The sequence below is a fragment of the Rhodococcus sp. BH5 genome (assembly GCF_027583855.1).
Lineage (GTDB): Bacteria > Actinomycetota > Actinomycetes > Mycobacteriales > Mycobacteriaceae > Rhodococcus_F > Rhodococcus_F qingshengii.
On the sequence record NZ_JAJHVW010000005.1, the window covers coordinates 98,188 to 124,452 of the forward strand.

23 protein-coding genes and 1 pseudogene are annotated in these 26,265 nt (G+C 62.9%); 16 read left to right on the top strand and 8 right to left on the bottom strand.

Annotated elements, in window-relative coordinates; all coding sequences use genetic code 11:
• Positions 1–10: 10 nt before the first annotated feature.
• The 7 genes from ectB to RhoBH5_RS14530 all read right to left on the bottom strand — a co-directional run bounded on the left by ectB (position 11) and on the right by RhoBH5_RS14530 (position 8,679).
• Entirely contained in the window at positions 11–1,273 is a 1,263-nt protein-coding gene (gene ectB / locus RhoBH5_RS14500) for a diaminobutyrate--2-oxoglutarate transaminase (protein WP_007731008.1), read from the bottom strand.
• Between the two features lie 48 nt (positions 1,274–1,321).
• Positions 1,322–1,837, bottom strand: coding sequence for a diaminobutyrate acetyltransferase (ectA, locus tag RhoBH5_RS14505; RefSeq protein WP_003944572.1), 516 nt, complete (start codon positions 1,835–1,837; stop codon positions 1,322–1,324).
• Positions 1,838–1,997: 160 nt separating this feature from the next.
• Positions 1,998–4,097, bottom strand: a complete 2,100-nt coding sequence (locus tag RhoBH5_RS14510; RefSeq protein ID WP_030536630.1) for a RecQ family ATP-dependent DNA helicase — start codon at positions 4,095–4,097, stop codon at positions 1,998–2,000.
• Positions 4,098–4,136: 39 nt separating this feature from the next.
• A complete protein-coding gene (locus RhoBH5_RS14515; protein ID WP_007731010.1) occupies positions 4,137–4,958 on the bottom strand; it encodes a MerR family transcriptional regulator in 822 nt (273 codons plus the stop codon).
• Between the two features lie 53 nt (positions 4,959–5,011).
• A complete protein-coding gene (locus RhoBH5_RS14520; RefSeq protein ID WP_030536629.1) occupies positions 5,012–5,893 on the bottom strand; it encodes a ribokinase in 882 nt (293 codons plus the stop codon).
• Positions 5,890–7,332, bottom strand: a complete 1,443-nt coding sequence (locus RhoBH5_RS14525) for an MFS transporter (protein WP_003944479.1) — start codon at positions 7,330–7,332, stop codon at positions 5,890–5,892. Before RhoBH5_RS14525 ends, RhoBH5_RS14520 begins: the two co-directional genes overlap by 4 nt.
• Before the next feature lie 243 nt (positions 7,333–7,575).
• Complete coding sequence (locus RhoBH5_RS14530) at positions 7,576–8,679, bottom strand: NADH:flavin oxidoreductase/NADH oxidase (protein ID WP_070161359.1); 1,104 nt, start codon at positions 8,677–8,679, stop codon at positions 7,576–7,578.
• A gap of 218 nt (positions 8,680–8,897) precedes the next feature.
• Here RhoBH5_RS14530 and RhoBH5_RS14535 point away from each other — a divergent pair, with 218 nt between their 5' ends.
• The 12 genes from RhoBH5_RS14535 (at position 8,898) to holA (ending at position 21,309) form a co-directional block, all read left to right on the top strand.
• The gene (locus tag RhoBH5_RS14535; protein WP_192712956.1) at positions 8,898–10,184 is read left to right on the top strand and encodes a glutamate-5-semialdehyde dehydrogenase; all 1,287 of its coding nucleotides are present in this window, start codon (positions 8,898–8,900) and stop codon (positions 10,182–10,184) included.
• Positions 10,185–10,224: 40 nt separating this feature from the next.
• Entirely contained in the window at positions 10,225–11,136 is a 912-nt protein-coding gene (locus RhoBH5_RS14540) for an AAA family ATPase (protein WP_003944506.1), read from the top strand.
• Positions 11,137–11,144: 8 nt separating this feature from the next.
• Positions 11,145–12,608, top strand: a complete 1,464-nt coding sequence (locus RhoBH5_RS14545) for a vWA domain-containing protein (RefSeq protein ID WP_007731020.1) — start codon at positions 11,145–11,147, stop codon at positions 12,606–12,608.
• An 18-nt stretch (positions 12,609–12,626) separates the two neighbouring features.
• Positions 12,627–13,343, top strand: a complete 717-nt coding sequence (gene nadD, locus RhoBH5_RS14550; RefSeq protein WP_003944462.1) for a nicotinate-nucleotide adenylyltransferase — start codon at positions 12,627–12,629, stop codon at positions 13,341–13,343.
• 46 nt (positions 13,344–13,389) lie between these two features.
• On the top strand, positions 13,390–13,836 hold the full coding sequence (gene rsfS, locus RhoBH5_RS14555; RefSeq protein ID WP_003944502.1) for a ribosome silencing factor: 447 nt from the start codon (positions 13,390–13,392) through the stop codon (positions 13,834–13,836).
• Entirely contained in the window at positions 13,833–14,507 is a 675-nt protein-coding gene (locus RhoBH5_RS14560) for a histidine phosphatase family protein (protein ID WP_019749053.1), read from the top strand. The genes rsfS and RhoBH5_RS14560 overlap by 4 nt, the downstream gene beginning before the upstream one ends.
• Positions 14,494–15,276 carry a diglucosylglycerate octanoyltransferase gene (octT, locus tag RhoBH5_RS14565; RefSeq protein ID WP_030536627.1) on the top strand — a complete coding sequence of 261 codons (783 nt, stop codon included), beginning with the start codon at positions 14,494–14,496 and terminating at the stop codon, positions 15,274–15,276. The genes RhoBH5_RS14560 and octT overlap by 14 nt, the downstream gene beginning before the upstream one ends.
• Positions 15,277–15,280: 4 nt before the next feature.
• Positions 15,281–16,123 (top strand): DegV family protein, encoded by an 843-nt coding sequence (locus tag RhoBH5_RS14570; RefSeq protein WP_228401102.1) that lies wholly within the window; start codon positions 15,281–15,283, stop codon positions 16,121–16,123.
• 199 nt (positions 16,124–16,322) lie between these two features.
• Positions 16,323–16,946, top strand: a complete 624-nt coding sequence (locus RhoBH5_RS14575; RefSeq protein WP_270008457.1) for a LysE family translocator — start codon at positions 16,323–16,325, stop codon at positions 16,944–16,946.
• 126 nt (positions 16,947–17,072) lie between these two features.
• Positions 17,073–17,981: a ComEA family DNA-binding protein gene (locus RhoBH5_RS14580; protein WP_228401100.1), complete on the top strand. Its 909-nt coding sequence runs from the start codon at positions 17,073–17,075 to the stop codon at positions 17,979–17,981.
• The gene (locus RhoBH5_RS14585; RefSeq protein WP_270008458.1) at positions 17,978–20,335 is read left to right on the top strand and encodes a ComEC/Rec2 family competence protein; all 2,358 of its coding nucleotides are present in this window, start codon (positions 17,978–17,980) and stop codon (positions 20,333–20,335) included. The genes RhoBH5_RS14580 and RhoBH5_RS14585 overlap by 4 nt, the downstream gene beginning before the upstream one ends.
• Entirely contained in the window at positions 20,332–21,309 is a 978-nt protein-coding gene (holA, locus tag RhoBH5_RS14590) for a DNA polymerase III subunit delta (RefSeq protein ID WP_228401098.1), read from the top strand. Before RhoBH5_RS14585 ends, holA begins: the two co-directional genes overlap by 4 nt.
• A 161-nt stretch (positions 21,310–21,470) precedes the next feature.
• Here the strand turns inward: holA and rpsT are convergent, their stop codons facing one another.
• Positions 21,471–21,731, bottom strand: a complete 261-nt coding sequence (gene rpsT / locus RhoBH5_RS14595; protein WP_003944567.1) for a 30S ribosomal protein S20 — start codon at positions 21,729–21,731, stop codon at positions 21,471–21,473.
• Between the two features lie 197 nt (positions 21,732–21,928).
• On the opposite strand from rpsT, the pseudogene RhoBH5_RS14600 reads away from it, so the two are divergent.
• From RhoBH5_RS14600 to RhoBH5_RS14615, 4 genes and pseudogenes are all read left to right on the top strand, one after another.
• A pseudogene (locus RhoBH5_RS14600) lies at positions 21,929–23,553 on the top strand (circularly permuted type 2 ATP-grasp protein).
• Positions 23,554–23,609: 56 nt separating this feature from the next.
• Positions 23,610–24,581, top strand: a complete 972-nt coding sequence (locus RhoBH5_RS14605; protein WP_003944483.1) for an alpha-E domain-containing protein — start codon at positions 23,610–23,612, stop codon at positions 24,579–24,581.
• A gap of 8 nt (positions 24,582–24,589) precedes the next feature.
• Entirely contained in the window at positions 24,590–25,420 is an 831-nt protein-coding gene (locus tag RhoBH5_RS14610) for a transglutaminase family protein (RefSeq protein WP_007731033.1), read from the top strand.
• A gap of 59 nt (positions 25,421–25,479) precedes the next feature.
• On the top strand, positions 25,480–26,253 hold the full coding sequence (locus RhoBH5_RS14615) for an aquaporin (protein WP_003944482.1): 774 nt from the start codon (positions 25,480–25,482) through the stop codon (positions 26,251–26,253).
• Positions 26,254–26,265: the final 12 nt, after the last annotated feature.

The following is a 26,265-nucleotide window of genomic DNA, read 5'->3' on the forward strand; positions in this document are numbered from 1 at the left end:
AGTCCTTCCTCTAGCTGCAGACCTTGAGTGTCGCCTCGGCCAGAATGGAGAGGCCGTGCTCGAGCTCGTCGTCGGTAATCGTCAGTGCGGGAAGCAGTTTCACAACCTGGTCGGAGGGTCCGGAGGTCTCGGCGAGCAATCCCTCGTCGAATGCCAACTGGCAGACCTTGCCGGCGCGCTCGGGCTGTTCGAACACGAGGCCCTGAACCAAGCCACGCCCGCGGTGCGAGACCTCGCCGGGGAACTGATCGGAGAGGTTGGCGAAGCATTCGCTGATGCGTGCGCCCTTCTTCAACGTCGTCTTGGTGAGGGCGTCGTCGGACCAGTAGTGGTCGAGTGCCACCTTGGAGGTGACGAACGCCGGGTTGTTGCCGCGGAAGGTGCCGTTGTGCTCGCCCGGTCCCCAGACGTCGAGTTCACGCTTGAACAGCGTGAGCGCCATCGGCATTCCGTAGCCGCTGATCGACTTGGACAACGTGACGATGTCGGGAACGATTCCGGCCTCTTCGAAGGAGAAGAACGGGCCGGTACGGCCGCAACCCATCTGGACGTCGTCGACGATCAACAGGATTCCGCGATCCGAGCACAGTGTTGCCAGCGCCCGAAGCCATTCGGGGCGAGCGACATTGACGCCACCTTCACCCTGCACGGTTTCGACGATCACTGCCGCGGGGCGGTTGATTCCACTGCCGGAATCATCGAGAACGCGGGAGAACCACTGGAAGTCCTCGGTGACGCCGTCGAAGTAGTTGTCGAAGGGCATCGGTGTCGTGTGCACGAGGGGGACACCGGCGCCCGCGCGCTTCATCGAGTTACCGGTCACGGAGAGTGCACCAAGTGTCATTCCGTGAAATGCGTTGGTGAAGTTGATGACTGCCGAACGTCCGGTGACCTTGCGGGCCAGCTTCAGTGCAGCCTCGACGGTGTTCGATCCGGTCGGGCCGGGGAACTGGACCTTGTAGTCCAGGCCGCGTGGCTCGAGGATGTTGCGCTGAAAGGTCTCGAGGAATTCGCGTTTGGCGACTGTCGACATGTCGAGGCCGTGCGTGATGCCGTCGCTCATGATGTAGTCGACCAGTGCGGATTTGAGCACCGGGTTGTTGTGGCCGTAGTTGAGGGCGCCGGCACCGGCGAAGAAATCGAGGTAGTCGCGCCCGTTCTCGTCACGAATCCAGGATCCGGATGCGCTGGTGAACACTGCGGGCCAGTCACGGCAGTAGCTGCGAACCTCGGACTCGAGGGTTTCAAAAATGCTTGCTTCGTTGATATTCATATCTTCTTTGTTCCTCCGGGGCATGCTGTATGCCGAGCGCGAAGTGCGCTAGGCGCCGATCGTGTAAAGATCTTCGGCTTCGTGTCCATCGGGAAAATCGTTGGGCGAGAACAAGGTCTGCCTGGTTATCGGTACTTCGCGTCGACGTGCGAGCGCGGTGAAGAGTGCGATCGAAGCCTCGTTGTCGGGGCTGATCGTGGTCTCCAGATGTGTAACACCCAGTGGGGCAGTGCGATCCATCAAGTCGGACAGCATGCGGGCAGCAATTGCCTTGCCGCGCTGGTCTTCGTCGACCGCAACTTGCCACACGAACAGGGTTTCCTGCGCGCTGGGACGGGTATAACCGGAAACGAATCCGACTACGCGGCCGTCTACCTCCGCGACGATGGACGTCGCGCTGAAATCCCTGCACCACAACAGGTATGCATAACTCGAATTGAGGTCGAGCACCTTCGAATCACGTGCGATCTCCCAGAGCCGGACTCCGTCATCGATCTGTGGGCTTCTGAACAACACCGCGTCCGGCGCGGTGGTCGGGATAGCTCTCGTATCAACAGGCTTCATCGGTCATCTGAACGTAACAATCATTGCTGTCGAAGTCATGCAGATGTCCGTTTCGGGCCGTGTGGAACCCGTTGCGCCCCAGGTGAGGACATGAATGTGATGGTGCTCACATTATGTAACTTTTGCCGTTGTCGGAGCGACTATTTCGGGCAAAAACTCGCTATTTCGGGCTTGCGAGCGCCAACGGAAGTACAGAGTGAGCACCAGCCTGTCGAAGTGCGCGCGCGGCCATCGTGAAAGTCCAACCGGTATCGGCGATTGCGTCGACAAGAAGTATCGGTCCCTGGTGGATGCTCATGTCCGGGACTTCCCAAACATCGACCAGTCCGGACACGCGGTAGGCGGAGTTCGCTGCCGACACCGGAGGGTGGTCGGGGCGCAAGCGAAGAGTGCCCAGGTCGGTCAATCGCCCGACCTCGGCCAACTTGGCAGCCAGGCTCGACACCAACAAAGGATGCGTCGTGGATTCGAGGGCCATGACACCGGTGGGTCGCTCGGCCCAATTCCAGGCGGCCAGAACGCTGATACACGCGCTGACCACCGCATCGGGTACCTCGGCGTCGGGACCGTCGAAAAGCGCGCGGAGACGTTGACCCCAGCCCAGGTCCGACATCCGTCCGAGAATGCGCCCGGTTTCGGGCCCCTCGGTGATCTTCCCGGACAGCTTGACGCCCAGCTTGCTCAGGCCGGTCGGCCACATCTTGCGCGGCTCCAGGTCGAATCCGGGGCGCTGCAAGCGCGCCCGAGTCTCGTCGAGGGCGGCGGTGTCGACAGTGGTGTCGTAGCGATTGCCTGTGCAGTTGTCACAGCGACCGCACTGTGAGTTCTCCGAGGTCAGACCAGGATCGTCGAGTTGTTCACGCAGGAAGGTCATTCGACACGTCGTGATGCTCTGGTACTCGACCATTGCGGCCTGCTCGGCCTGGCGGGCGTCGTCGAGTCGGCCGTAGCGCTCGGCGTCGTACACCCAGGGTTCGCCGGTGCTGATCCACCCGCCCTTGACGCGTTTGACCGCGCCGTCGACGTCGAGGACTTTGAGGACCATCTCGAGACGCGTGCGATTGAGCTCCACCAGAGGTTCGAGTGCCGGTGTCGACGTGGCCTTTTCGGTGTCGAGGTGTTCGATGACGCTGCGGACCAGGTGCTCGCGGGGGAAGGCGACCGAGGCGAAGTAACTCCAGATCTGCTTGTCCTCGGCGCCAGGCAGGAGGATCACGTCTGCCCTGTCGGTGGAACGACCGGCGCGGCCCACCTGCTGGTAGTACGAGATCGGCGACGACGGTGCGCCGAGGTGGACGACGAACCCGAGATCAGGCTTGTCGAAGCCCATCCCGAGTGCCGAGGTGGCCACCAGAGCCTTGACGCGATTACCCAACAAGTCCTGCTCGAGAGATTCACGTTCAGTGGGATCGGTCTGGCCCGTGTAGGCGGCGACGGTATGGCCGCGCTCGGAGAGCAGGCTTGCGAGGTCGCGCGCGGCCGAAACCGTCAGCGTGTAGATGATGCCCGAACCCGGCAGCGTCTCGAGCATGTCGGCAAGCCAGGCAGCGCGCGCCGTCGCCTCCGGAATGTGGACTACAGAGAGGTGAAGCGATTCGCGTTCGAGCCCGCCGCGAAGGACGAGGGTTTCCTCACCGCCGACGCCGAGTTGGGCGGACACGTCCTCGACGACGCGGTTGTTGGCCGTCGCCGTGGTTGCGAGGACGGGAATGCCCTCGCCGAGTTCGGCGATCAAGGTCCTGATGCGGCGGTAGTCGGGACGGAAGTCGTGGCCCCAGTCGGAAACGCAGTGAGCCTCGTCGACTACGACCAGGCCGGCATCAGCTGCCAGGGCCGGGAGCACCTGATCGCGGAAGTCAGGGTTGTTCAGACGCTCGGGGCTGACCAGAAGGACGTCGAGATCATTGGCTGCGACGCGGGCATGGATGTCGTCCCATTCGGTGACGTTGCCCGAATTGATGGTTGCGGCGCGCACTCCGGCACGTTCGGCAGAACTGACCTGGTTTCGCATCAGGGCCAACAACGGAGAGACGATGACGGTGGGGCCGTGGCCCGTTGCCCGGAGCAGCTTCGCCGAGATGAAGTAGACCGCAGATTTGCCCCAGCCGGTCCGCTGTACGACGAGCGCGCGTTTGCGCTGCACCACCAGCGCCTCGATGGCCGTCCACTGGTCCTCGCGTAGGCGGGCATCCGGCCCCGCGAGTTCGCGGAGCAGCCGCTCGGCTTCGTCGCGCATGGCTGGGGCAGTGGCGGTGGTCATGGACCCCATGGTGCACGACCCTGCCGACACGTGCGGGCTTCAGGCCTTGGCAACAGGTTCCTGCAGTTCGGTGACCCAGCCGTCGACATCCTCCGGGCACGCCAGCGTCACCTCACGGCTGGGGCCGGCATTGCGGTATCCCGCTGCGTCGATCCATTGGGCCAACGCCTGATAAGCGGGCAGGCAGTTGTCCATCGAACCCTTGTGCAGCAGCGAGGCCACGTGCTCTTCGGCCCGCAGGTCTACCACAGCGAACTCGTAGTCGCCATCGGGATTCGCGTCTACCGGTAGCGCCGCATGGACGACGACGTTCTCGTCGTCACCGGCATCCTCGTAGTAAGCGACAGCGGGTCCGATCGCGGCGATACCGGCACGATCCAGACCGGTACAAAGGCGCTCGTACAACCCGCGAACCACCGGGCCGATCGACGACGGATCCATCGTCTTGGCGGTACCGGTCAACTCCGCGACCCGCAGCGCCGGAACTGACTTGATCACAACCTCGTATGCGGACATCTGTCCCTCACTTTCGATGATCCGTAGGCGCGCCTGTACATGCGCCAGTCGCGCGGTGTCTTCCTGGATTCGGGTTTCGAGTTCTGCTCGGCGAAGCGTGAGCATCCCGCGGATCTCGTCGACGGTGACCGCCGACTCCACCACTTGCTGGACCTGGGCCAGAGTCAGGCCCAACTCCTTGAGAGCGACGATGCGGTTGAGCAGCGCCAACTGGCCCGCGGTGTACGAGCGATACCCGGTGGATGCGTCGACCCTCGCGGGTCTGAGCAGACCGATGGCGTCGTAGTGGCGGAGCATGCGCACCGACACACGACCGGCTCTCGCGAAGTCTCCGATGCTCAACATCCTTGATCGCCCCGTTTCTCTCTCACAAACCCGATACCTACAGGTTTACGACCTCACACGGTGTCAGAGTCAAGCTGTCGGTTCAGGACTTTTTCGATCGCAGCGCGAGTGGGTGACGACACCGACGCGCCGCGGACCGTCGTCGCCAGACTTCCCGCCGTGGCAGCGAACTGCAGGGCGCGGTCCTGGCCCTGCACCCACTCCACGGCGAAGGCGCCGGTGAAAGCATCGCCTGCGCCAGTTGTATCCACGGGTGTCACGGCCGGGGAGTCGGCGTGGATTGTCTCCTCGCCCGACCGGAGATCCGCGCCGCCGGCCCCGAGCGTCGTGACGAGGTATCGGACGCGACCGGTGACCGCGGCCAACTGCTCCGACTCGGTCTGGTTGACGATCAGGATGTCGACAGACTCGATCAGGGCGCCCGGAAGGTCTTGTACCGGTGAAGGATTGAGGATGACAGTTGTTCCGTTGGCACGCGCGTGCCGGGCCGCTGTGGTGACCGTGTCGAGGGGTATTTCGAGTTGGCACAGGAGAACGTCGGCGTGTGCGATCGCGTCGAGGTCTACTTCGGACAACGAGGTGACCGAGGAATTGGCGCCCGGGACGACGATGATGTTGTTCTCCGCGTCCTCGCTCACGGTGATGGCGGCAACGCCGCTCGGGCCGTCGACACTACGAAGCAACGCGGTGTCGACCCCGGCGTCTTGCAGGGTCTCGCGCAATTGGGTGCCGAAACCGTCGTCGCCGACCGCGCCGACGAACGACACGTCCCCACCGGCTTTCGCGGCGGCGATGGCCTGGTTGCTGCCTTTGCCTCCCGCCGCGGTGGCAAAGGCAGTGCCGAGTAGCGTTTCTCCCGGAGCGGGGAATCTGGACACTGACGTGGTCAGATCCATGTTGATACTGCCGACGACGACGATTCGAGGCGTGCTCATACCTCGAGGTTATCGGCCTTCATTCTCTTTCGACGAACCTTGCGGATGATCCGACGTGCTTCCTCGTCGGTGGCGACAGAGGGCGGAGAGCCGTCGAGTGGCTTGCGTGCGGTCTCGGGGATCATCAGGACTGCGATACCGCCGATCACGGCGGCGATCATCATGTACATCGGTGCGACCAAGTTGCTGCCCGTTGCACTTTCGAGGGCGGTGAGCACCAGGGGAGTGGTCCCGCCGAAGATGGAGACCGCGAGGTTGTATCCGATTGCCAAGCCGCCGTACCTGATTCCGGTCGGAAACAGTGCGGGAAGCACGGACGGGAACACTCCGACGAACAGCAGGAGCAAGCCGCCGAGAATTGCGAGTCCCAGGAAGACCGTCACGTAGTTGCCGACGCCGATCAGCAGGTAGGCAGGCAGGGACAGGACGAAGAATCCGATGAAACCGCTGAGCAGCAAGGGTTTACGCCCGACGCGGTCCGAGAACTTTCCGACGTAGCTGATTCCCATCATCATCACGATCATGACGATGATCATCAGAACGAGTCCGTGGGATTCGTCGTAACCCAACGTGTTGGTCAGATACGTCGGCATGTAGCTGAGCAGGCCGTAGTGAGCGATGTTGTACGTGGCCACCAGGACGATGCACAGAACAAGCGGACGCCAGTTGTCGACGAGAGTTTCGCGTAGTTTCTTGCCTGTGGATTCATCTGCGAGGGAGCGCTCTTCGGCCTGCTCCATCATCTGGAATGCGGGAGTTTCCTCCAAACGCAGACGGAGGTACAGGCCGATGAGACCCAGAGGTCCGGCGATGAGGAAGGGGATGCGCCAGCCCCACTGGAGGAGGTCCTCGGCACTGACGACGGTCTGGATGATCGTCACGATGCCCGCTGCCGCCACATATCCTGCCAGAGTCCCGAATTCGAGGAAGCTGGCGAAGAAACCCCGGCGCTTGTCCGGTGCGTATTCGGCGACGAACGTACTGGCTCCGCCGTATTCGCCGCCGGTGGAAAAGCCCTGCAGTAGGCGTAGGAGTACCAGCAGGATCGGGGCGGCGATACCGATGGATTCGTAGCTCGGGATGAGGCCGATGGCGAAGGTGCTGCCCGCCATCAGAATGATGGTGGTGGCCAGGACTTTCTTGCGTCCGATGCGGTCACCGAGTGGACCGAAGAACAATCCGCCGAGTGGGCGGACGATGAAGGCTGCCGCAAAAATTGCAAAGGTAGAGAGGAGTTGAGCGCTGCCGCTCGCGTCCGGGAAGAACACTTTTCCTATGGTGGTAGCTAGATATGCGTAAACGCCGAAATCGAACCACTCCATGGCATTTCCGAGCATCGTTGCCTTGACAGCGCGCTTGACGGACGCATTGTCGGTGACGCAGACATCGGGTGATTCGGCCACTTCGAGAGCGCTGATCGAGTTCTCTGGTGTAGTCATGACATGCGCTCCCCAGCGCAATCATCGAACCGAGCGGGGCACGTACCTGATGCACGCATCTTTTCGTTGCCCACTCGCCGATGAGCCGGTCGGGAAATCGAGCGTCCGCGTGCCCTGTGGCTCGTTGCGACCCCCGTCGCACGGCTCTGGCCCGCGGCAGTGTCCGGAGCCCACAGGGCTCCGGACTACCGGCAAGTAAGACGCTTACGCTATCAAAGTTGTGCGCGGGAGCCGATTTTCGGGCTAGAAGGCGCGGGCGTACTGCGACGGGATATGCGGTCCTACCTCGGCGTTCAGTTCACGGGCCGCCCGGCGCGCCCAGTAGGGATCACGCAACAGTTCGCGGCCGAGGAGCACCGCCACTGCGCTTCCGTCTTCGACGATCTTCTCGGCCTGCTCGGGTTCGGTGATGAGGCCGACGGCGGCGGCCGGTAGCAGGCTCTCGTTCTGCAGGCGACGGGCGAACGGAACCTGGTATCCCGGCTCCACCGGAATCTTGGCTGCCGGTGAATTACCGCCGGTGGACACGTCGACGAGATCGACGCCGTAGTCGGAGAGGATGTTGGCGAGGGCAACGGTCTGATCCGCGGTCCAGCTGTCGACGTCGAGCCCACGTTCTTCCGTGAGCCAATCGGTCGCCGAGACCCGGACGAAGAGCGGTAGCTCGGCCGGCCACACCTCGCGGACTGCGCTCAGGATTTCGAGGAGCAATCGAATGCGGTTCTCGAAGCTGCCTCCGTAGCGGTCCGTTCGCTTGTTGCTCTCGGGGGAGAGGAACTGATGGATCAGGTATCCGTGGGCCGCGTGAATTTCCACGACCTTGAATTCGGCCTTCAATGCGCGGGTAGCCGCCGCTGCGAAGTCCGCGACGACCTTCTCGATGCCTTCCGTGGTGAGCTCGACCGGATCGGCAAGGTGACCGAACGGAACCGCGCTCGGGGCCACCGTCTGCCACGAGAGTCGGTCGTCGGCGGGCAGACTCTTGCCGCCGCGCCACGGAACCTGCGTCGACGCTTTGCGTCCGGCGTGCGCCAGCTGAATTCCGGGCACTGCGCCGAAGTACGCGAGTTGCGCGTTGATCTCGGCGAAGGCTTGCGCCTGCGTGTCGTTCCAGATCCCCAGATCAGCTGCCGATATGCGGCCTTCGGGATTGACGGCCGTCGCCTCGGTGAGAATCAGGCCGGTGCCGCCGATTGCACGGCTCACCAGATGCGTGCGATGCCACTCGTTGGGCACTCCGACCTGGTCGCCGATGACGTCAGCGGAGTACTGGCACATCGGTGCCATCCAGACGCGGTTCGGGATGGTGACGCCGCGCAGGGTCAAAGGCTCGAACAACACACTCACGGATGGCTCCTGACTCGAAGAAGAAGGTCGGTGGGTGCAACAGTGTCGCGCGCCGGAATTGTTCCCCGGCGGTCCGCCGAAATGTTCGCAGGCGGTCCGCCGAAATGTTCGCAGGCGGTCCGCCTAAATGTTCGCAGGCGGTCCGCCGGAATGGTCCCGGGTGGTCACAGCCTCGTTCCGCCGAGCAGGCCGTCACGGTGGGTGGTTAATGTGTATTCATGACCGCTGTGACTTCCAACGCAGAAACCGTCGACTCGGACGCGTCCGACACCAAGTCCGTCGTGCACGACGCCGCACGCCGAGCCCGTAAGGCTTCGCGTGTCCTGGCTCTGCTGACCACGGCGCAGAAGGATGCTGCGCTCCACGCCGCAGCCGACGCGGTACTCGCGGCAAGTGATCGGATTCTCGCGGCCAACGCTCTCGATATCGACACCGCGAAGGCGGGCGGCACCGAGGAATCGCTGCTCGACCGTCTTCGTCTGACCGCTGACCGGATCGAGGGCATCGCGTCGGGTTTGCGTCAGGTTGCCGGACTACCCGATCCGATCGGTGAAGTGCTTCGTGGATCCACTCTGCCGAACGGTTTGGAACTACGTCAGCAGCGCGTTCCGCTCGGTGTCGTCGGTATGGTGTACGAGGCTCGTCCTAACGTGACCGTCGATGCCTTCGGGCTGACTCTCAAGTCGGGAAATGCTGCGCTGCTTCGTGGTTCGTCCTCGGCGGTCAAGTCCAACGAAGCGTTGGTGGCGGCTCTGCGTGCGTCGTTGGTTGATCAGGGACTGCCCGAGGATTCCGTTCAACTTCTGCCGAGTGCGGATCGCTCCACGGTCACTCATTTGATTCAGGCCCGTGGCCTCGTCGACGTCGTCATCCCGCGCGGCGGTGCCGGCTTGATCAGCGCCGTCGTGCGTGATGCCACCGTGCCCACCATCGAGACCGGTGTCGGTAACTGCCACGTCTATGTTCACTCGGCCGCCGATCTACTGATGGCCGAGAAGATTCTTCTCAACTCGAAAACCCGTCGGCCCAGTGTGTGCAACACGGCAGAGACGGTGCTGGTCGACGCCGCTATTGCCGAGACGGCCGTGCCGAAGCTGCTCCAAGCGCTCCAGATGCACGACGTCGTCGTGCACGGTGATCTGCCGGGACTGGTTCCCGCGACCGAGGACGACTGGTCGAAGGAATACCTCACCCTCGACGTCGCCCTCAAGGTCGTCAAGGACTTGGACGCTGCCGTCGAGCACATCGACCAGTACGGGACCGGCCACACCGAAGCCATCGTGACGTCCGATCTCTCGGCTGCCCGCGAGTTCACCGCTCGAGTCGACGCTGCGGCAGTGATGGTCAATGCGTCGACTGCCTTCACCGACGGTGAGCAGTTCGGGTTCGGCGCCGAGATCGGCATCTCCACCCAGAAACTGCACGCGCGTGGCCCCATGGGGCTGCCGGAACTGACGTCCACCAAGTGGATCGTCTGGGGCGACGGGCATACCCGACCCGCCTGAAAAGTTCACCAGACTTGCCCCACCTCTCAAGGAGTTAACCGTGGACCGAGCACTTCCCGACACGACGCCGTTCTTCTCGACCGTCGACGACGTGATCGAACGGCTGGCCGAAACCGGCTATCTGTCCGACAAGGCCACCGCGACGGCAGTGTTCCTTGCCGACCGACTGGGCAAGCCCCTGCTCATCGAGGGACCGGCCGGTGTCGGTAAGACCGAGTTGGCGCGCGCGGTAGCCCAGACGACAGGCGCCGAGTTGGTACGCCTGCAGTGCTACGAGGGCGTCGACGAGGCTCGTGCGCTGTACGAGTGGAACCACGCGAAGCAGATTCTTCGGATTCAGTCGGGCGGGGCGAGCGGAGCGAGGGGTGATGTCGCGGTCGACCACAGCTGGGATTCGACGAAGGCGGATGTGTTCTCGGAGGAGTTCCTGCTCGCACGTCCACTGCTCAAGGCCATTCGCCGCGAGGACCCGACGGTGCTGTTGATCGACGAGACGGACAAGGCAGACGTCGAGATCGAAGGTCTGCTCCTCGAAGTGCTCAGCGACTTCGCGGTCACGATCCCCGAGCTCGGAACGATCACCGCCACCCGCAAGCCGTTCACGGTGTTGACCTCGAATGCCACTCGTGAACTCTCGGAGGCTCTGAAGCGTCGTTGCCTCTTCCTGCATCTCGATTTCCCGGACGCCGACCTCGAGCGTCGCATCCTCGCAAGCCGTGTGCCGGAGCTTCCTGAAGCGATTGCCGAGCAGCTGGTCAACACCATTCGTGTTCTTCGCGGAATGCAGCTCAAGAAGGTCCCTTCGGTATCCGAGACCATCGACTGGGGACGCACCCTTCTTGCTCTGGGCATGGACACTCTCGACGACGATGCCGTTCGCGCCACGCTCGGCGTGATCCTCAAGCACCAGTCGGACCAGGTGCGTGCCGCCGCTGAACTTCGGCTGAACTGAGGTCTGACATGGCTCCCGCAGCATCGACGTCGCCGCTCTCACCTGGCGGCCTGGCAGCGCCGCACGGGATTCCCGGTCACCTCGTCGATTTTGTCGAGGCTTTGCGACGACGCGGAATCATGGTCGGCCCGTCCGAGACAGTCGACGCCGGTCAGGTCATGTCTGTTCTCGACCTGCTCGATCGTGAAGCGCTTCGTGAAGGGCTGGCATGCTCGCTCCTGCGCAGGCCGACCCACCGGGCGACGTTCGACGCCGTCTTCGACCTGTGGTTCCCCAAGGCGATCGGTGACCGTGCGGTCGGCGACGTCGACGTCACACTGCCGCGCAAGCCAGACGGCTCGATCGACCTGCAGGCCTTGCGTGAGCTGATCGCCGAACTGCTGACAGACGGCAGTGACGAGGCGATGGAGATGACCGAACTCCTGACCGCCGCGATGGTCGAGGAACTCGGGCAGTACCAGTCGAGTAACGGCCCGTCGTTCTCCGCCTATCAGGCGCTGCGTGACGTCGCCCCGGAGACGTTGCTCAACAAGATCCTGCAGGGCCTGCTCGGCAACCAGGAGGGTTCCGGGTCAGAGGGCAAGGACAACTCCGACTATCAGTCCGAGGTCGCCAAGCGCACGGCAGCGCAGCGCATCGCGGACTTCCGCAAGATGGTCGAGAAGGAAACGCGTCGACGCACAGCCGAGAATTTGGGCAAGGAGCGGGTCGCCACGTACGGCGTTCCGAAACTCGCCGAGGAAGTCGACTTCTTGCGAGCGTCCGATGCCGAACTCACCACGCTGAAGAAGAACGTCGCACCCCTGGCTCGCTTGTTGGCCAGTCGTCTCGCCGTGCGTCGTAGCCGCTCTCGCGCGGGTTCGATCGACCTACGTCGTACGTTGCGCAAGTCCATGTCGACGGGCGGAGTGCCGATCGATCTGGTGCAGCGCAAGCCGAAGCGGGCGCGGCCCGAACTTGTGGTGATGTGCGACGTGTCCGGCTCGGTGGCGGGGTTCAGCCATTTCACTCTGCTGCTCGTGAACGCTTTGCGTGAGCAGTTCTCGCGCGTGCGGGTGTTCGCGTTCATCGACACGACCGACGAGGTCACGCGGTTCTTCGACTCGAACGCAGACCTCGGATCAGCGATGTCACGGATGGTGCGTGAGGCCGAACTGATCACCTACGACGGCCACTCAGACTACGGACACGCCTTCGGAGTGTTCCAGGAGAAGTTTGCGCAGTCGATCACCAGTCGCACGTCGCTACTGGTACTCGGCGACGGTCGCAACAACTACCGCGATCCCAACCTTCAGTCGCTGTCGCAGATGGTGGCAGTAGCCAAGCACGCGCACTGGCTCAACCCCGAGCCGAAGGGGCAATGGGGAACGGGTGACTCCGCGGCGAAGGTCTACAACGAGGTCATCAGCATGCACGAGTGCCGCTCGGCCCAGCAGCTTGCCGACGTCGTGTCCCGTCTGCTGCCGGTCTGACCCGTAAGCTCGACACTCGTGCAGAAGGGACTATCGGTGGAACGTGCTCGACGCCTAGGAGTGATGGGTGGCACCTTCGACCCCATTCACCATGGCCACCTCGTTGCGGCCAGTGAGGTCGCCGACCGGTTCGGACTCGACGAAGTGATCTTCGTCCCCACCGGGCGGCCCTGGCAGAAGCAGGGGAAGGGCGTCAGTCCTGCCGAGGACCGGTACCTCATGACGGTCATCGCCACCGCCTCCAACCCGCGGTTTTCCGTCTCTCGGGTCGACGTCGACCGTGAAAAAGTGACGTACACCGTGGACACGCTGCGAGACCTCCGGGCCTACCACCCTGACGCCGAACTCTTCTTCATCACCGGTGCCGATGCGCTGGCCAGCATCCTTTCCTGGCAAGATTGGGAAGAGTTGTTCGCATTGGCGAAGTTCGTCGGGGTATCGCGACCGGGTTTCGATCTCAATGCAGAGCACCTGGCCGGTCACCTCGACACCATGCCCGCCGACGCGGTCACGTTGATAGAGATTCCGGCACTTGCCATTTCGTCGACCGAATGTCGGCGTCGGGCAAGTGAAGACCGCCCCGTCTGGTACCTGGTGCCGGACGGAGTGGTGCAGTACATCTCGAAGCGGAACCTGTATCGACCTGTCGACGCGGAGCGCCGCGACGGAGCTACAACGATGTCGGAGCCCGCACCGGGGAAGTCGGAAGCCGTCCCGGGCGCCGAATCGAGCTAGCCGAGAACAACAAGTACTTTCTGAAGACGAAACTGGAGAACATCGAGTGAGCGCAAACACCGAAGCCATCGACATGGCACGCATCGCGGCCTTGGCAGCCGACGAGAAGCTGGCCACCGAAGTGGTGGTGCTCGATGTGTCCGAACAGCTGGTCATCACGGACTGCTTCGTCATCGCATCTGCGACGAACGAGCGTCAGGTCAACTCGATTGTCGAGAACATCGAAGACCGTCTCCGCGAAGCGGGACACAAGCCGGTCCGCCGTGAAGGCACCCGCGAGGGCCGCTGGGCACTGCTCGACTACGCCGACATCGTCGTCCACGTCCAGCATGACGAGGAGCGCAACTTCTACGCTCTCGATCGTCTGTGGAAGGACTGCCCGACGGTCGAGGTCGAAGGCCTCGGACAGAACCGTCCCGGCCCCGCCGACGCCAACACGGTGTTCGAGACCGACACGGTTTCCGAGCCGGACGCGCAGGATCCCTCGCTGTGACTTCGTCGGCGCCCAGTGCGGCGTCGAACCCTGTCCGCCGGCTCATCCTGCTGCGTCACGGACAGACCGAATACAACGCCGACTCTCGGATGCAGGGGCAACTCGACACCGACCTGTCGGAGTTGGGACGCACGCAGGCCAAGAGTGCAGGTCCGGTGATCGCCGATCGCAGGCCGTTGACGATCGTGTCCTCGGATCTGCGTCGGGCGTACTTCACGGCCGTCGCAGTCGGTGATGCCGCCGGACTTCCGGTCCTCACCGACACGCGTCTGCGTGAGACACACCTGGGGGAATGGCAGGGCCTGACTCATCATGACGTCGACGAGCGCACTCCCGGTGTGCGATCTGCGTGGCGAGCGGATGCCACGTTGGCGCCGCCCGGCGGCGAAAGCCGAATCGACGTCGCGAATCGCAGCCTCCCCGTAGTTCACGAATTGCTCGACACGCACCCGGACTGGGCCGAGCGGCCCGTGGTTCTGGTGGCGCACGGAGGCTTGATCGCGGCACTGACAGCGGCATTGCTCGACTTACCCGTCGATCGCTGGGCCGTCCTCGGCGGATTGGGAAACACCAGTTGGGTGCAACTCAGTGGACATGGTGACGTCAAGTCGATCGAGTGGCGACTCGACGTATGGAATGCTTCTGCGAGTGTCGCAAATGACGTCCTCTGAAAGTGCCGACGGGCAGCGCCCCGTCCTCCTCGTACTCGCGGATTCGCTGTCGTATTTCGGCCCCAAAGGCGGCCTCGCGGCAGATCATCCACGCATCTGGCCCAACATCGTGGCCGACGAACTCGGCTGGGACGTCGAGTTGGTCGCCCGTATCGGATGGACGTGTCGCGACGCGTGGTGGGCACTGACTCAGGATCCTCGTGTGTGGGCGGCGGTGCCGCGGGCCGGCGCCGTCGTGTTCGCGGTCGGCGGGATGGACTCGCTGCCGTCCCCATTGCCTACCGCGCTCCGCGAGACCATCCGCTACGTTCGGCCACCCGCGCTTCGACGCGTGGTGCGCGAGGGTTATCAATGGCTGCAGCCGCGGCTTGCACCTCTGGGCCGCCCGGTCGCACTTCCGCCCAAGCTGAGCGTCGAGTATCTGGAAAGCTCGCGAAATGCGTTGGAGTACATGCGGCCGGAACTGCCGATGATCGCGACCCTGCCGTCAGTGCACCGCAGCGATGCCTACGCGAGCGTGCATGCCGGACGGCCTGCCGCGGTGTCCGCGATCACCGAGTGGGCTACGGAGAAAGACGTTCCCGTAGTCGACCTTGCGGATGCAGTGCGTGACAACGTCTTTTCCGAGAACGGCAATCCTGACGGCATTCACTGGGGTTGGGACGGTCACGTCGGCGTAGCCCGCGCGATGATCGCTGCGATTCGCGGGGTCGAGGCGCAGAAAGTGGTTTCGCCGGAACTGGTAGCACCGCCGAGCGAAGTCGGGTAGCAGAATGCCGGTCGTCGTCGTCACGGATTCCTCCGCCTGCATTCCGCAGGAGTCGGCCGACGCATGTGGCATTCAGGTTGTTCCGCTCCACGTGCTCCGTGACGGGTGCGACTTGCGAGAGGGCGTCGACGCAATGCCGAACGATCTGTCGGGAGTGACAACGGCCGGAGCGTCGCCCGCCGAGTTGTCCGAAGCGTACGCACGCGCCCTGGAGATGAGCGACGGTGACGGTGTCCTCGCCGTTCATATTTCACGCCAACTGTCGGGAACGTGGGAAGCCGGACGAGTCGCGGCCCAGGAGTTCGGTGGCGCTGTTCGGATCGTCGATTCACAGTCCGCCGGAATGGGTTTGGGATATCCCGCTCTCGAAGCTGCGCGCTTGGCCGAGAAGGGCGCTTCACTCGAAGAGGCATATGGCCGGGCGGTCGACGTTGCAAGTCGTGGGCGCTGCTACATCGTCGTCGACAAACTTGATCAATTGCGCCGGGGCGGACGAATCGGAACCGCAGCAGCGTTGCTGGGCACTGCATTGGCGATGAAGCCGATCCTGCATCTGGTGGACGGCAAGCTGGTGCTCGGCGAGAAAACACGTACCACCACCAAAGCGCTTGCACGCTTGGTGGATTCGGCCGTCGAGCGCGCTGGTCTCGGTCGTGTGGCGATAGCCGTGCATCACATGCGAGCGCGAGAGCGTGCGGACGGGATCGCGGAACAGTTGGCCGAGCGCATCCCCGATGTAGCGGAATCCGTGGTCACTGACTTCAGCGCGGTCATCGGAGCGCACGTCGGTGTCGGCGCGATCGGTGTGGTGGTGTGCCCGCTGCCGGACATCGACACGAGCGCCTGAGCGGTCTTGAACTATGCATTGTGGCTCGATCACTGTGCTGATGTCGATGCATCAAAACAAATCGATCGCGGAGAAGTTCGTTCGCTCGTATCATTCTCGATCGTGACCCGATAGCTCGAACTTCATGGTTACCGCTGTCGGAATGGGTCGGGGGACGACTCTTCGCAGAGCATTCGGGGCGCAGGGGGAGAGAAGTCGCATGCAGATTGGCAACCTGGCGAGTTTCGCAGTTCTTTGCCTGGCGTTGTCGATATCGCCGGGTCCCGATTCACTACTGGTGATCAAACTTGCGCTTGAACGTCGATTGTTCGGGTTCATGGTGGCTGCGGGATCCGCAATCGGATCGATTGCATGGGCAGCACTTGTTGCGGTGGGAGCGGCAAGTTTCCTGGCGCACACTCCAATGGCGGCAGCAGCACTCCATGTCGCGGGTGGTCTGTATTTGATGTACCTGGGTGTCCGGGAGTTTCTCTATCGGGACACTTCCGACATCGAATTGGATTCAATTGCTCTGCAGGCACAATCAATTGGATGGCGTGCATTCGCTCAGGGCTTCGTTTCGTGCATCCTCAATCCGAAGGTCGGATTGTTCTTTCTACTCGTGGCGCCGCAGTATGCGCAGCCATTGACGGTGTACTCCGTTCTCAGTCTCGGAATTGTCGATGCCGCGGTGGCATTCGGATGGCTTGGAATTCTTGCATTGGGCGCAGCCTTCATGTCGAAGAAACTGAGCGACGCACGAATTCGACAGCGTGTCTTCAGGTCGATGGGCCTGGTGATCACAGCCGTCGGCGTCTATGTAGTACTGAGCGCTTTCGCCTAGGCATTCTCCAGCCGGATCACTCGGTGACCACAACCAACCGCGAGACGAATTCTCCACAACCCTCGAGTTCTCCACAGCTTGAAATTGTTCGTCGTTGGCGGCGAGGTCTCTCGTTAGCGTCCAGTCATGAGGATCAGCGAGGAGCGCGAGCGGGCGCGTGATCGCCTCGCGGCGATGGACGGCAACTACAGGCGGCGACATGAGGACGTCGACGAATTCGAGGATTCAGCGTCTTTCGAGAGGTCCCCGCAGCCATTCGAGAGATCCCCCGAGTGGCTTCAGGACTTCGACGAGGACGAGTACGAAGCTCAACTCGACTCGTCACGGTTCGATCGACTGCCCGAGCGTTGGCGCGGAACGCGTTGGCGCCCGAGTCGATCGGCGACCTGGGTGTTGGCGATCGTCGCTGCACTGGCCACGGCTATCGGCTTGTTCACCGTGTGGTGGGATTCTCCGAGTATGCAGGCGGTCCCACCGCTGCCCTCGCCCCAGAATGTCACGGCGCCGACTGTCGCTGCCGACGATGGTGAATCAGCCAGTCCCGTACCTTCCGGTGTCGTAGCAGAGCAGCGGCCTGAGGCTCTGGTGGTCAGTGTTGTCGGACTCGTGCGCACGCCGGGTCTTGTCAACCTACCTCCGGGCTCGCGCATTGCCGACGCGCTCGCCGCGGCAGGCGGCGTGGTCGACGGCGCGGAGACGGTGGGCCTGAATCTGGCGCAGAAGCTTGCCGACGGTGATCAGATATTGGTGGGTGCGGCCGATCAGCTCGGCGGTGTTTCGCCGAGTTCGAGCACCACCGCGGGAAGTACCGGCGTTGCCGCTGCAGGTGAAACGGGCGGGGCCGGCATGGTGAACCTCAACACCGCTACCGAGGCCGAATTGGACGAGCTTCCCGGGGTGGGGCCGGTAACGGCTGCGGCGATTGTTTCCTGGCGCACCTCCAACGGAAAGTTCACGGACATCGAGCAATTGGGGGAAGTCGACGGGATCGGCCCGGCAAGGTTGGCAAAGCTGCGAGTGCTGGTGTCGGTATGAACGAATCGGAGGTCCGGCCCGTTCTCGACGCTCGACTGCTTCCGTCTGCCGTCGCAGTGTGGGGGAGCAGCGCGGTGGGGACCTTGTACGGTGCGACCACTGCGTGGGTGCTGGCGGCATGTTCGGTTCCAGCGGCAATCCTGACTGTCGTGGCTGTGCGCCGGACATCTGCGGGGTGGGCACGAATCATGTTGGCGGCATTACTGTTCGGTGCCGGATGCAGTGTCGTCAGCGGATGGCGGGCGTCCGAGGCGGAGAGTCACCCACTGGCCCGAGCTGCCCGCGAAGGAGCCTGGGTGAGTGTCGAAGTGGAACCCACTGAGGATCCGCACGTGGTCTCCGGCGCGGCGGGTCAAGGTCAGGTCTTCTTTCGGGCAACCGTCAATTTGGTGACTGCACACAACGACAGCTACTCCGGAGGCGGCTCGGTCACCATCCGGGCGCCCAGTTCGTCGTGGCTCGAAGTTGTTCCAGGGCAGAGCCTCACGGTTCGCGGCCGGGCGGGTCAGCCCTGGCGTAGCGATTCCACGCTCGCCGTGATCACGTCCGAAGGGCCTCCCGTCGCGGTGGGAGAACTGCCCTGGTACCAGCGATGGGCGAGCGTGGTGCGCACTCGTTTCGCGGCCGCGTGCTCGGCTGCACTCCCGCCGGATCAGGCAGGTCTGCTGCCTGGCCTCGTCGTCGGAGACACGTCGGCGTTGTCGCCGGTGGTGAAGGATAACTTCACCGTTGCCGGGCTTTCCCACCTCACCGCGGTATCCGGCGCCAACATCAGCATTCTGCTCGGGGCCGTTCTGCTGTTGGTCAGAGCAGCGGCGCTGAGTCCGCGGGTCGGCGCCGTCTTGGCACTGATGGCCCTCGTCGCTTTTGTTGTCGTCGCGAGGCCGTCGCCGAGTGTTCTGCGTGCGTCGGTGATGGGCCTGATCGGCCTGCTCAGTTTGGTCACCGGTCGTCGCAAACAGGCACTGCCTGCTCTTGCCGCCGCCGTCATCGTTCTGGTTGGCGTGATGCCCGAGCTTGCCGTCGACTGGGGATTTGCGCTCTCGACCACGGCCACCGGAGCACTGGTGGTCATTGCCCCCGTGTGGGTGGATGTTCTCCGTCGACGAAGTTGGCCTCGATGGCTCGCGGAGATGACAGCCGTCTCGAGTGCTGCGTTTGTCGTGACTGCACCGTTGGTGGGCGCCATGGCGGGAACAATCAGTGTCGTCACGATTGCCGCGAACATGGCAGTAGCTCCGGTGATCGGAATTGTCACGGTGTTCGGTGCGGTGATTGCTCTGTGCGCGCTGATCAGTCCATCGATTGCCGTGTTCATTGCTCCGCTCGTCCGGCCTCCGATGGGGTGGCTGCTGTACGTGTCCGAGCGAGCGGCGGCGCTTCCCGGAGCGTCGGTGGTGGTGCCGTCAGGACTCATCGGCGCTCTCGTCGTCGTGGGCGTCTTACTGGTCGTAGCACTGACGCTGTGGAATCGGATCTCGAGATGGGTGGTCGGCGTCCTCGTTCTGGGAGTTGTTCTAGCGCTCGTCTTTCAACACGTGTTCGGGGGTGGTCGTATTGCTCCGGGGTGGGTACTGGTGATGTGCGACGTCGGTCAGGGGGACGGTCTTGTGCTCTCGACCGGCGACGGCAGGGTGATCGTCGTCGATGTCGGTCCTGATCCCACGTCGATGGATCGTTGCCTGAACATGTTGGACGTCAGCGACATCGCGTTGCTCGTGATCAGTCATTTTCACGCCGATCACATCGGAGGATTGGAAGCAGTTCTGGGTGGGCGTTCGGTCGCTGCGATCGGAGTCGGGTCGATGTTGTTGCCGGAGTCAGGTTTTCGGTCGGTGAAGAGTGCTGCCGACTCGCAGGCCGTTCCGGTTGTCTCGTTGCGGGCGGATGCAGAGTTGACGTTGGGATCGGTGCGCATGGAGGTTCTCGGTCCGTTGGTTCCGGCTCCCCGCGATTCCGTCTACGCCGCGGATGCTGCCAACGATCAGTCGCTGGTGGTGATGGCGCACACGGGCGCGGGTCGAATTCTGTTGACGGGCGATGCCGAAGTTGCGGGGGAGGAGGCCATCCTCCGATCGGGAACGGACGTGAGGGCCGATGTGTTGAAGCTGCCCCATCACGGTTCCCGGACCACGTCGTCGGCATTTCTGGAAGCGGTGCGTCCGAGGTTGACGATGATCAGCGTCGGCGCCGGCAACGGTTTCGGGCACCCGAATGCTGAGGTTCTCGACGAACTGGCGTCGTTGGGTGGGGCGGTGGTTCGGACGGACGTCGACGGCACTGTCGCGGTGTACGGCGGGGGCGGCGGGTCTGTGTCGATCGTGTCGGTTCCTCGTGGGACCATCTTCGGGTGAGTAATCCGTCTGGAGTCGATCCGCTGCATCTTGTTCTGGGGGACGACGAGTTCCTCATCGACCGCACGGTATCGCAGCTCATCAGAGCCGTCCGCGGTGACCGCGGCCAGGGCATTTCGGATCTCCCGGTAACCAAGATGCGTGCCGGAGACACCAATGCTCCCGAGTTGGCTGAGCTGCTCAGCCCTTCTCTTTTTGCCGAAGATCGTGTGATCGTCTTGGAATCGGCCGCAGAAGCAGGCAAGGATGCCGTAGCTCTTGTACTCGAAGCGGCGCGCGAGCCTGCGGAAGGTGTGGTTCTGATCGTCGTGCACTCGGGCGGTGGTCGCGCGAAGGCGTTGGCACCCGCGCTCGAGAAGCTCGGTGCCACGGTGCACAGCTGCGGAAAACTGAACAAGAGTCAGCTGGTCGACTTCGTTCGCGGTGAGTTCCGGACCGCCGACGTCAGGGTTGCGCCCGACGCGATCGCAGCGATGATCGAAAGTGTCGGCTCCAACCTCCGCGAACTGGCATCGGCCTGCTCACAATTGGCGGCAGATACCGGCGGCAAGATCGACGTCGAAGCAGTCCACAAGTACTACTCGGGCAAGGCCGAGGTCTCCGGCTTCGACGTGGCCGACAAAGTCATCGTCGGTGATACCCGGGGTGCACTCGAGGCTCTGCGATGGGCCGATCAGATCGGAACTGCCCATGTTCTGCTCGCTGATGCCCTCGCCGACGCAGTCCACACCATCGCGAAGGTCGGCCCGTTTGCGCGGGGCGGTGACCCGTTCCGGCTGGCGTCGGATCTCGGGATGCCGCCGTGGAAGGTCAAGAAGGCGATCAAGGAAGTCGGCGGCTGGGATCCCACGTCGATCGGCGCTGCAATGCAGATCGTCGCCGCCCTCAATGCCGACGTGAAGGGCGCCGCAGTCGACTCGTCCTTCGCGCTGGAGATAGCAGTGCGGAAAGTGTGTGCACTGCGGAAAAACTGAGGACACGATGTCTCAGAACGAGGTTGGTCGGCAGTAGTCCCGCGACCGCCGAGCCACCCGTCCCTTCAGCCCGATCGAGAACGCAAAATAGCCGCCTGGTCTTTCGACCTGGCGGCTATCGAGACGAACCAGTATGACGGCGAACCGTCACAGTGGAAACGTCAGAGCTTGTTGGCAGCCTGCGAGAGTGCAGACTTCTTGTTGGCAGCCTGGTTGGCGTGAATGACGCCCTTGCTGGCTGCCTTGTCGAGCTTGCGGCTGGTGGAGACGAGGAGCTCGTTGGCCTTGTCCTTGTCACCGGCTGCCGCAGCCTCGCGGAATGAACGGATCGCGGTACGCAGCGAGGACTTCACCGACTGGTTACGGAGTCGGGCCGCCTCGTTGGTACGGATTCGCTTCACCTGGGACTTGATGTTGGCCACGCGTAAAATCCTTGTCGTCTTTAGCTGGTTACGGTCGAGAAAGCTGTGGGCGCACTGATGCACCGACTGGCAAGATTACCAGCCGAGGGCCCAAGAACCCAAACCGTCGCACGTTGCGTCTGTCGAGAAGGGTACACCGAGCGCCCGATTTCTCGCCGCGCTGCCGAATAGCCCCACTTGTAGCAGCATGTTGCCCTATGACGCCGCCGCCTTCGAAAAGTTCGAGTAAAACAGGTTCGACCACCACCCGAGCGCGTCCTGCCGCAGTGTTCGACGGATATTCAGACATCGGTCGCTACGAGTTGGCTTTCGACGAGATGTTCGAGCCCGACGGCTCGGTGCGTGGTCCGTACAAGGGTGTGTACAAAGCCCTGGCGCCGACGAGCAGCGCCGACCTCGCCGCGCGTGCCGACGCACTCGGACGCGCATTCATCGACCAAGGTGTGACGTTTTCGCTGTCCGGGCAGGAACGACCCTTCCCGTTGGATCTGGTGCCACGCGTCATCGCTGCCCAGGAGTGGTCGCGGCTGGAAAAGGGCATCAAACAGCGGGTGAAGGCGCTCGAGTTGTTTCTCGCGGACATTTACGGAGAGCAGCGAATCCTGCGCGATCACGTGTTGCCGCGCCGCCTGGTCACCTCGTGTGAGCACTTCCACCGTGAAGCGGCAGGCATCGTGCCGCCCAACGGTGTGCGAATTCACGTCGCGGGTATCGACCTGGTCCGAGACGAGGCGGGAGAGTTCCGAGTTCTCGAGGACAATCTGCGATCTCCGTCCGGTGTCTCCTATGTGATGGAAAACCGTCGCACCATGACTCGGGTGTTCCCGGATCTGTTCATGTCCCACAAGGTGCGGGCGGTCGGTGATTACGCAACACATCTGCTGAGGGCGCTGCGTGCGGGTGCTGCACTCAACGAAGCGGACCCGACAGTGGTTGTTCTCACACCGGGTATCGCCAATTCCGCCTATTTCGAGCATTCGTTGCTCGCTCGTCAGATGGGTGTGGAACTCGTCGAAGGTCGCGACCTGTTCTGCCGCGACAACATGGTGTACATGCGCACTACGGAAGGCGAGCGCCAGGTCGATGTCATCTATCGCCGCATCGACGACGAGTATCTCGACCCGATGCACTTCCGTCCGGATTCGATTCTCGGCGTCGCAGGCCTACTGAATGCGGCGCGGGCGGGCAACGTGGTGATCTCGAGCGCCGTCGGCAACGGAGTCGGTGACGACAAACTCGTCTATACCTACGTTCCGCAGATCATCGACTACTACCTCGGTGAGAAGCCGCTCTTGCAGAACGTCGACACGTTCCGCTGTTGGTTGGACGAGGAGTGCGAGCAAGTCCTCGACCGCGTCGCCGAACTGGTCATCAAGCCGGTGGAAGGGTCCGGCGGCTACGGAATCGTCTTCGGACCCGACGCGAGCCCCAAGGAACTGGCCGCGATAACCCGCAAGATCAAGGCAGACCCGCGCGGGTGGATTGCGCAGCCACTCGTGCAGTTGTCCACGGTGCCGACCAAGATCGACGATGTTCTCTCGCCGCGCCACGTGGACTTGCGGCCCTTTGCCGTCAACGACGGTGAGGACGTGTGGGTGTTGCCCGGCGGCCTGACCCGGGTGGCACTTCCGGAAGGTTCGCTGGTGGTCAACTCCAGCCAGGGCGGCGGAAGCAAGGACACGTGGGTGCTTGCGAGTCGCACCTCTGACGAAGACCCAGAGTGTCAGGCGAGGAACTGGTGTCCGAGCCCCCGGAATCCGCGGAGCCGGTGCAGGGTCCCGAACTGAGCACCTCGCAGCAACAACAGCAGCAGCAACAGTGAACACCTCGGAAGTGCCCAGCTACCAAGAACTATCAGTGAACGGAGCGTGGTGACCGATGCTTGCTCGCAACGCAGAGTCCCTCTACTGGATCGGCCGCTACGTCGAGCGCGCCGACGACACTGCTCGGATCCTCGACGTCGCCGTCCATCAATTGCTCGACGACGCCACCGTCGACCCGGACCGCACGTCGCGTCTGCTCCTGCGTGTCCTCGGCATCGAGGCGCCGGAGGGCAAGCTCGACGTGCGCTCGCTCACCGATCTGGTTGCGTTCAGCCGCAACCAGGTTGGTTCGATCGTGGACTCGCTGGCAAGTGCACGTGAGAATGCTCGCGGGGCGCGTGAGGTCACGTCGAGTGAGATGTGGGAGTGCCTGAACACCACGTACAACGGACTGGCCGAGCGTGAACGTGCCTCACGCAGGCTGGGGCCACACGAGTTCTTCCGCTATGTGGAGGAACGCGCAGCGATGTTCGCGGGCCTGGCGGATTCCACGCTCAGTCGCGACGACGGCTATCGGTTCCTTCTGCTGGGCAGGTCGATCGAACGTGTCGACATGATCGTGCGGATGCTTCTGGCGCGCGCCGGTGACCGCCCGTCGTCGCCGGCATGGGTCAGCGTTCTTCGCTCGGCGGGCGCACATGACACGTATCTGCGTACGTATCGCGGAGCACTCGACGCCAATCGCGTCGTCGAGTTCATCTTGTTGGACAGGCTCTTTCCGCGCTCGGTGTTCCACTCGATCAGGCAGGCCGAGAAGTGCCTGCAGGAGCTCGACCCGCAGCCGGGCAGTCGCGTCGGAATCCGGGCGGAGGCGCCGCGGCTTCTGGGCCGCGCACGCAGCGAACTCGAGTTCCTGCCGCAGGGCGTGTTGCTCGAGGATCTGCAGGGACGGTTGCTCGGTTGGCAGGAGACCTGCCGCGAACTGGGTGAGGCAATTGCATTGCAGTACTTCCACGCTGCGCCGTGGGTCGCGTGGACGGATGCCGGCGCCGCGTATGCGGAGTCGACGGTGGAGGGAGAGCTGTGAGCTGGCGAATGAGGGTCGTGCACACCACGGGATATGCGTACGACGCCCCGGTGACGTCGTCGTACAACGAAGCGCGATTGACACCTCGCGGCGACACCAGGCAGACGGTGATACTCACGCGCGTCGAAACCCAGCCGGCCACACGTTCCTACCGATACACCGATTACTGGGGCACCGCGGTGACCGCCTTCGACTTGCACGCCCCGCACACGGAACTCGAAGTGACCGGACTGTCGGTGGTGGAGACGGAACCGTTCGTTCAGCCCGAGGAAACCGTCGACTGGGATGAATTGTCGGGAAACGCGATTAAAGATCGATTCAACGAACAACTGAGTTTCACGAGATATGTTCCGCGTGATCGTAAGCTGGCGACAATTGCCAAGGAATTGCGCAAAGATAAATCACCTGAAGATGCAGTAGTGGCTGCGTCGCAATGGGTTTACGGCGAAATGTCATATGTTCCGGGTACGACCGGAGTGCATACGTCGGCGGTCGAGGCGTGGTCGGCACGGAAAGGCGTCTGCCAGGACTATGCGCATCTGACCTTGGTATTGCTTCGAACGATGGGAATACCGTGTCGATACGTTTCCGGCTATCTCCACCCCAAACGTGATGCGGCAGTCGGGGACACGGTGGTCGGCGAATCGCACGCGTGGATCGAAGCGTGGACCGGCGCGTGGTGGGGATACGACCCGACCAATGCGATAGCTGTGAATGAACAGCATGTCTCGGTCGGAATAGGAAGGGACTATTCGGATGTGCCGCCATTGAAGGGAATCTTTTCCGGTGGACGCTCCACAGATCTCGAAGTTGTTGTGGAGATCACCAGGCTTGCGTAAAGTCCGGCAAATCTAGGCGCGTGAGCATTACTACCGTTCGATGAGAAGAAGGTGGGAATATGTCTCCAACTGCACAGGAATTGACTGAGATCGAACCGATCTCGGATGTGAAGAAGTATGCGGCCGAAGCGGTGGGAACATTCGTGCTCGTGTTCTCCGCAGTCGGAACTGCCGTCTTTGCAGGTGCGAAAGTCGGCAACCTCGGAGTTGCCTTCGCATTCGGCCTGACCCTGCTGTTCCTCGTATATGCGATCGGCCCGATTTCCGGTTGCCACGTCAACCCAGCCGTGACTCTCGGCCAATTCGTGATCGGGCGAATCTCAGCCGTCAATGCGGCGATTTACGTTGTCGCGCAAGTGATCGGCGGCTTGGTCGCAGGCGTCGTGATCTACACGGTGGCCAACAGTCTCCCGGCGTACAACCGTGCTGCTGACGGTTTGGGTGCAAACGGTTGGGGCGCACACAGTCCGTCTGCCGAGAAGAATCTTCTCGGAAACGTGGTTTCCGACGGCTACGGCATCGGTGCCGCCATGATCATCGAGATCCTGCTGACAGCACTGCTGGTATTCGTCGTTCTCGCGTCGACCGACCAGATCTCCGACGTGCCTCTCGCCGGGGTGTCCATCGGCTTCACCCTGGCCGTCATTCACCTGATCTCGATCCCGATCGACAACACCTCCGTCAACCCCGCTCGAAGCCTCGCTGTCGCGCCGTTCCAGGACGGTGCACTCGGCCAGGTGTGGTTGTTCATCGTGTTCCCGCTCATCGGCGGTGCGCTCGGTGCACTCATCTATCGAGCACTCTTCGGACGGTTCAACCGTATGGACAGCTGATCGACACTGTTT

What these genes read in the sequence shown, in the direction of transcription:
- RhoBH5_RS14515 (WP_007731010.1), bottom strand. Translation starts at nt 4,958, where the DNA reads ATGTTGAGCATCGGAGACTTCGCGAGAGCCGGTCGTGTGTCGGTGCGC.
- RhoBH5_RS14615 (WP_003944482.1), top strand. Translation starts at nt 25,480, where the DNA reads ATGTCTCCAACTGCACAGGAATTGACTGAGATCGAACCGATCTCGGAT.
- octT (WP_030536627.1), top strand. Translation starts at nt 14,494, where the DNA reads ATGACGTCCTCTGAAAGTGCCGACGGGCAGCGCCCCGTCCTCCTCGTA.
- ectB (WP_007731008.1), bottom strand. Translation starts at nt 1,273, where the DNA reads ATGAATATCAACGAAGCAAGCATTTTTGAAACCCTCGAGTCCGAGGTT.
- ectA (WP_003944572.1), bottom strand. Translation starts at nt 1,837, where the DNA reads ATGAAGCCTGTTGATACGAGAGCTATCCCGACCACCGCGCCGGACGCG.
- RhoBH5_RS14535 (WP_192712956.1), top strand. Translation starts at nt 8,898, where the DNA reads ATGACCGCTGTGACTTCCAACGCAGAAACCGTCGACTCGGACGCGTCC.
- RhoBH5_RS14585 (WP_270008458.1), top strand. Translation starts at nt 17,978, where the DNA reads ATGAACGAATCGGAGGTCCGGCCCGTTCTCGACGCTCGACTGCTTCCG.
- RhoBH5_RS14605 (WP_003944483.1), top strand. Translation starts at nt 23,610, where the DNA reads ATGCTTGCTCGCAACGCAGAGTCCCTCTACTGGATCGGCCGCTACGTC.
- RhoBH5_RS14520 (WP_030536629.1), bottom strand. Translation starts at nt 5,893, where the DNA reads ATGAGCACGCCTCGAATCGTCGTCGTCGGCAGTATCAACATGGATCTG.
- RhoBH5_RS14570 (WP_228401102.1), top strand. Translation starts at nt 15,281, where the DNA reads ATGCCGGTCGTCGTCGTCACGGATTCCTCCGCCTGCATTCCGCAGGAG.
- RhoBH5_RS14525 (WP_003944479.1), bottom strand. Translation starts at nt 7,332, where the DNA reads ATGACTACACCAGAGAACTCGATCAGCGCTCTCGAAGTGGCCGAATCA.
- RhoBH5_RS14545 (WP_007731020.1), top strand. Translation starts at nt 11,145, where the DNA reads ATGGCTCCCGCAGCATCGACGTCGCCGCTCTCACCTGGCGGCCTGGCA.
- RhoBH5_RS14510 (WP_030536630.1), bottom strand. Translation starts at nt 4,097, where the DNA reads ATGACCACCGCCACTGCCCCAGCCATGCGCGACGAAGCCGAGCGGCTG.
- RhoBH5_RS14610 (WP_007731033.1), top strand. Translation starts at nt 24,590, where the DNA reads ATGAGGGTCGTGCACACCACGGGATATGCGTACGACGCCCCGGTGACG.
- RhoBH5_RS14580 (WP_228401100.1), top strand. Translation starts at nt 17,073, where the DNA reads ATGAGGATCAGCGAGGAGCGCGAGCGGGCGCGTGATCGCCTCGCGGCG.
- RhoBH5_RS14575 (WP_270008457.1), top strand. Translation starts at nt 16,323, where the DNA reads ATGCAGATTGGCAACCTGGCGAGTTTCGCAGTTCTTTGCCTGGCGTTG.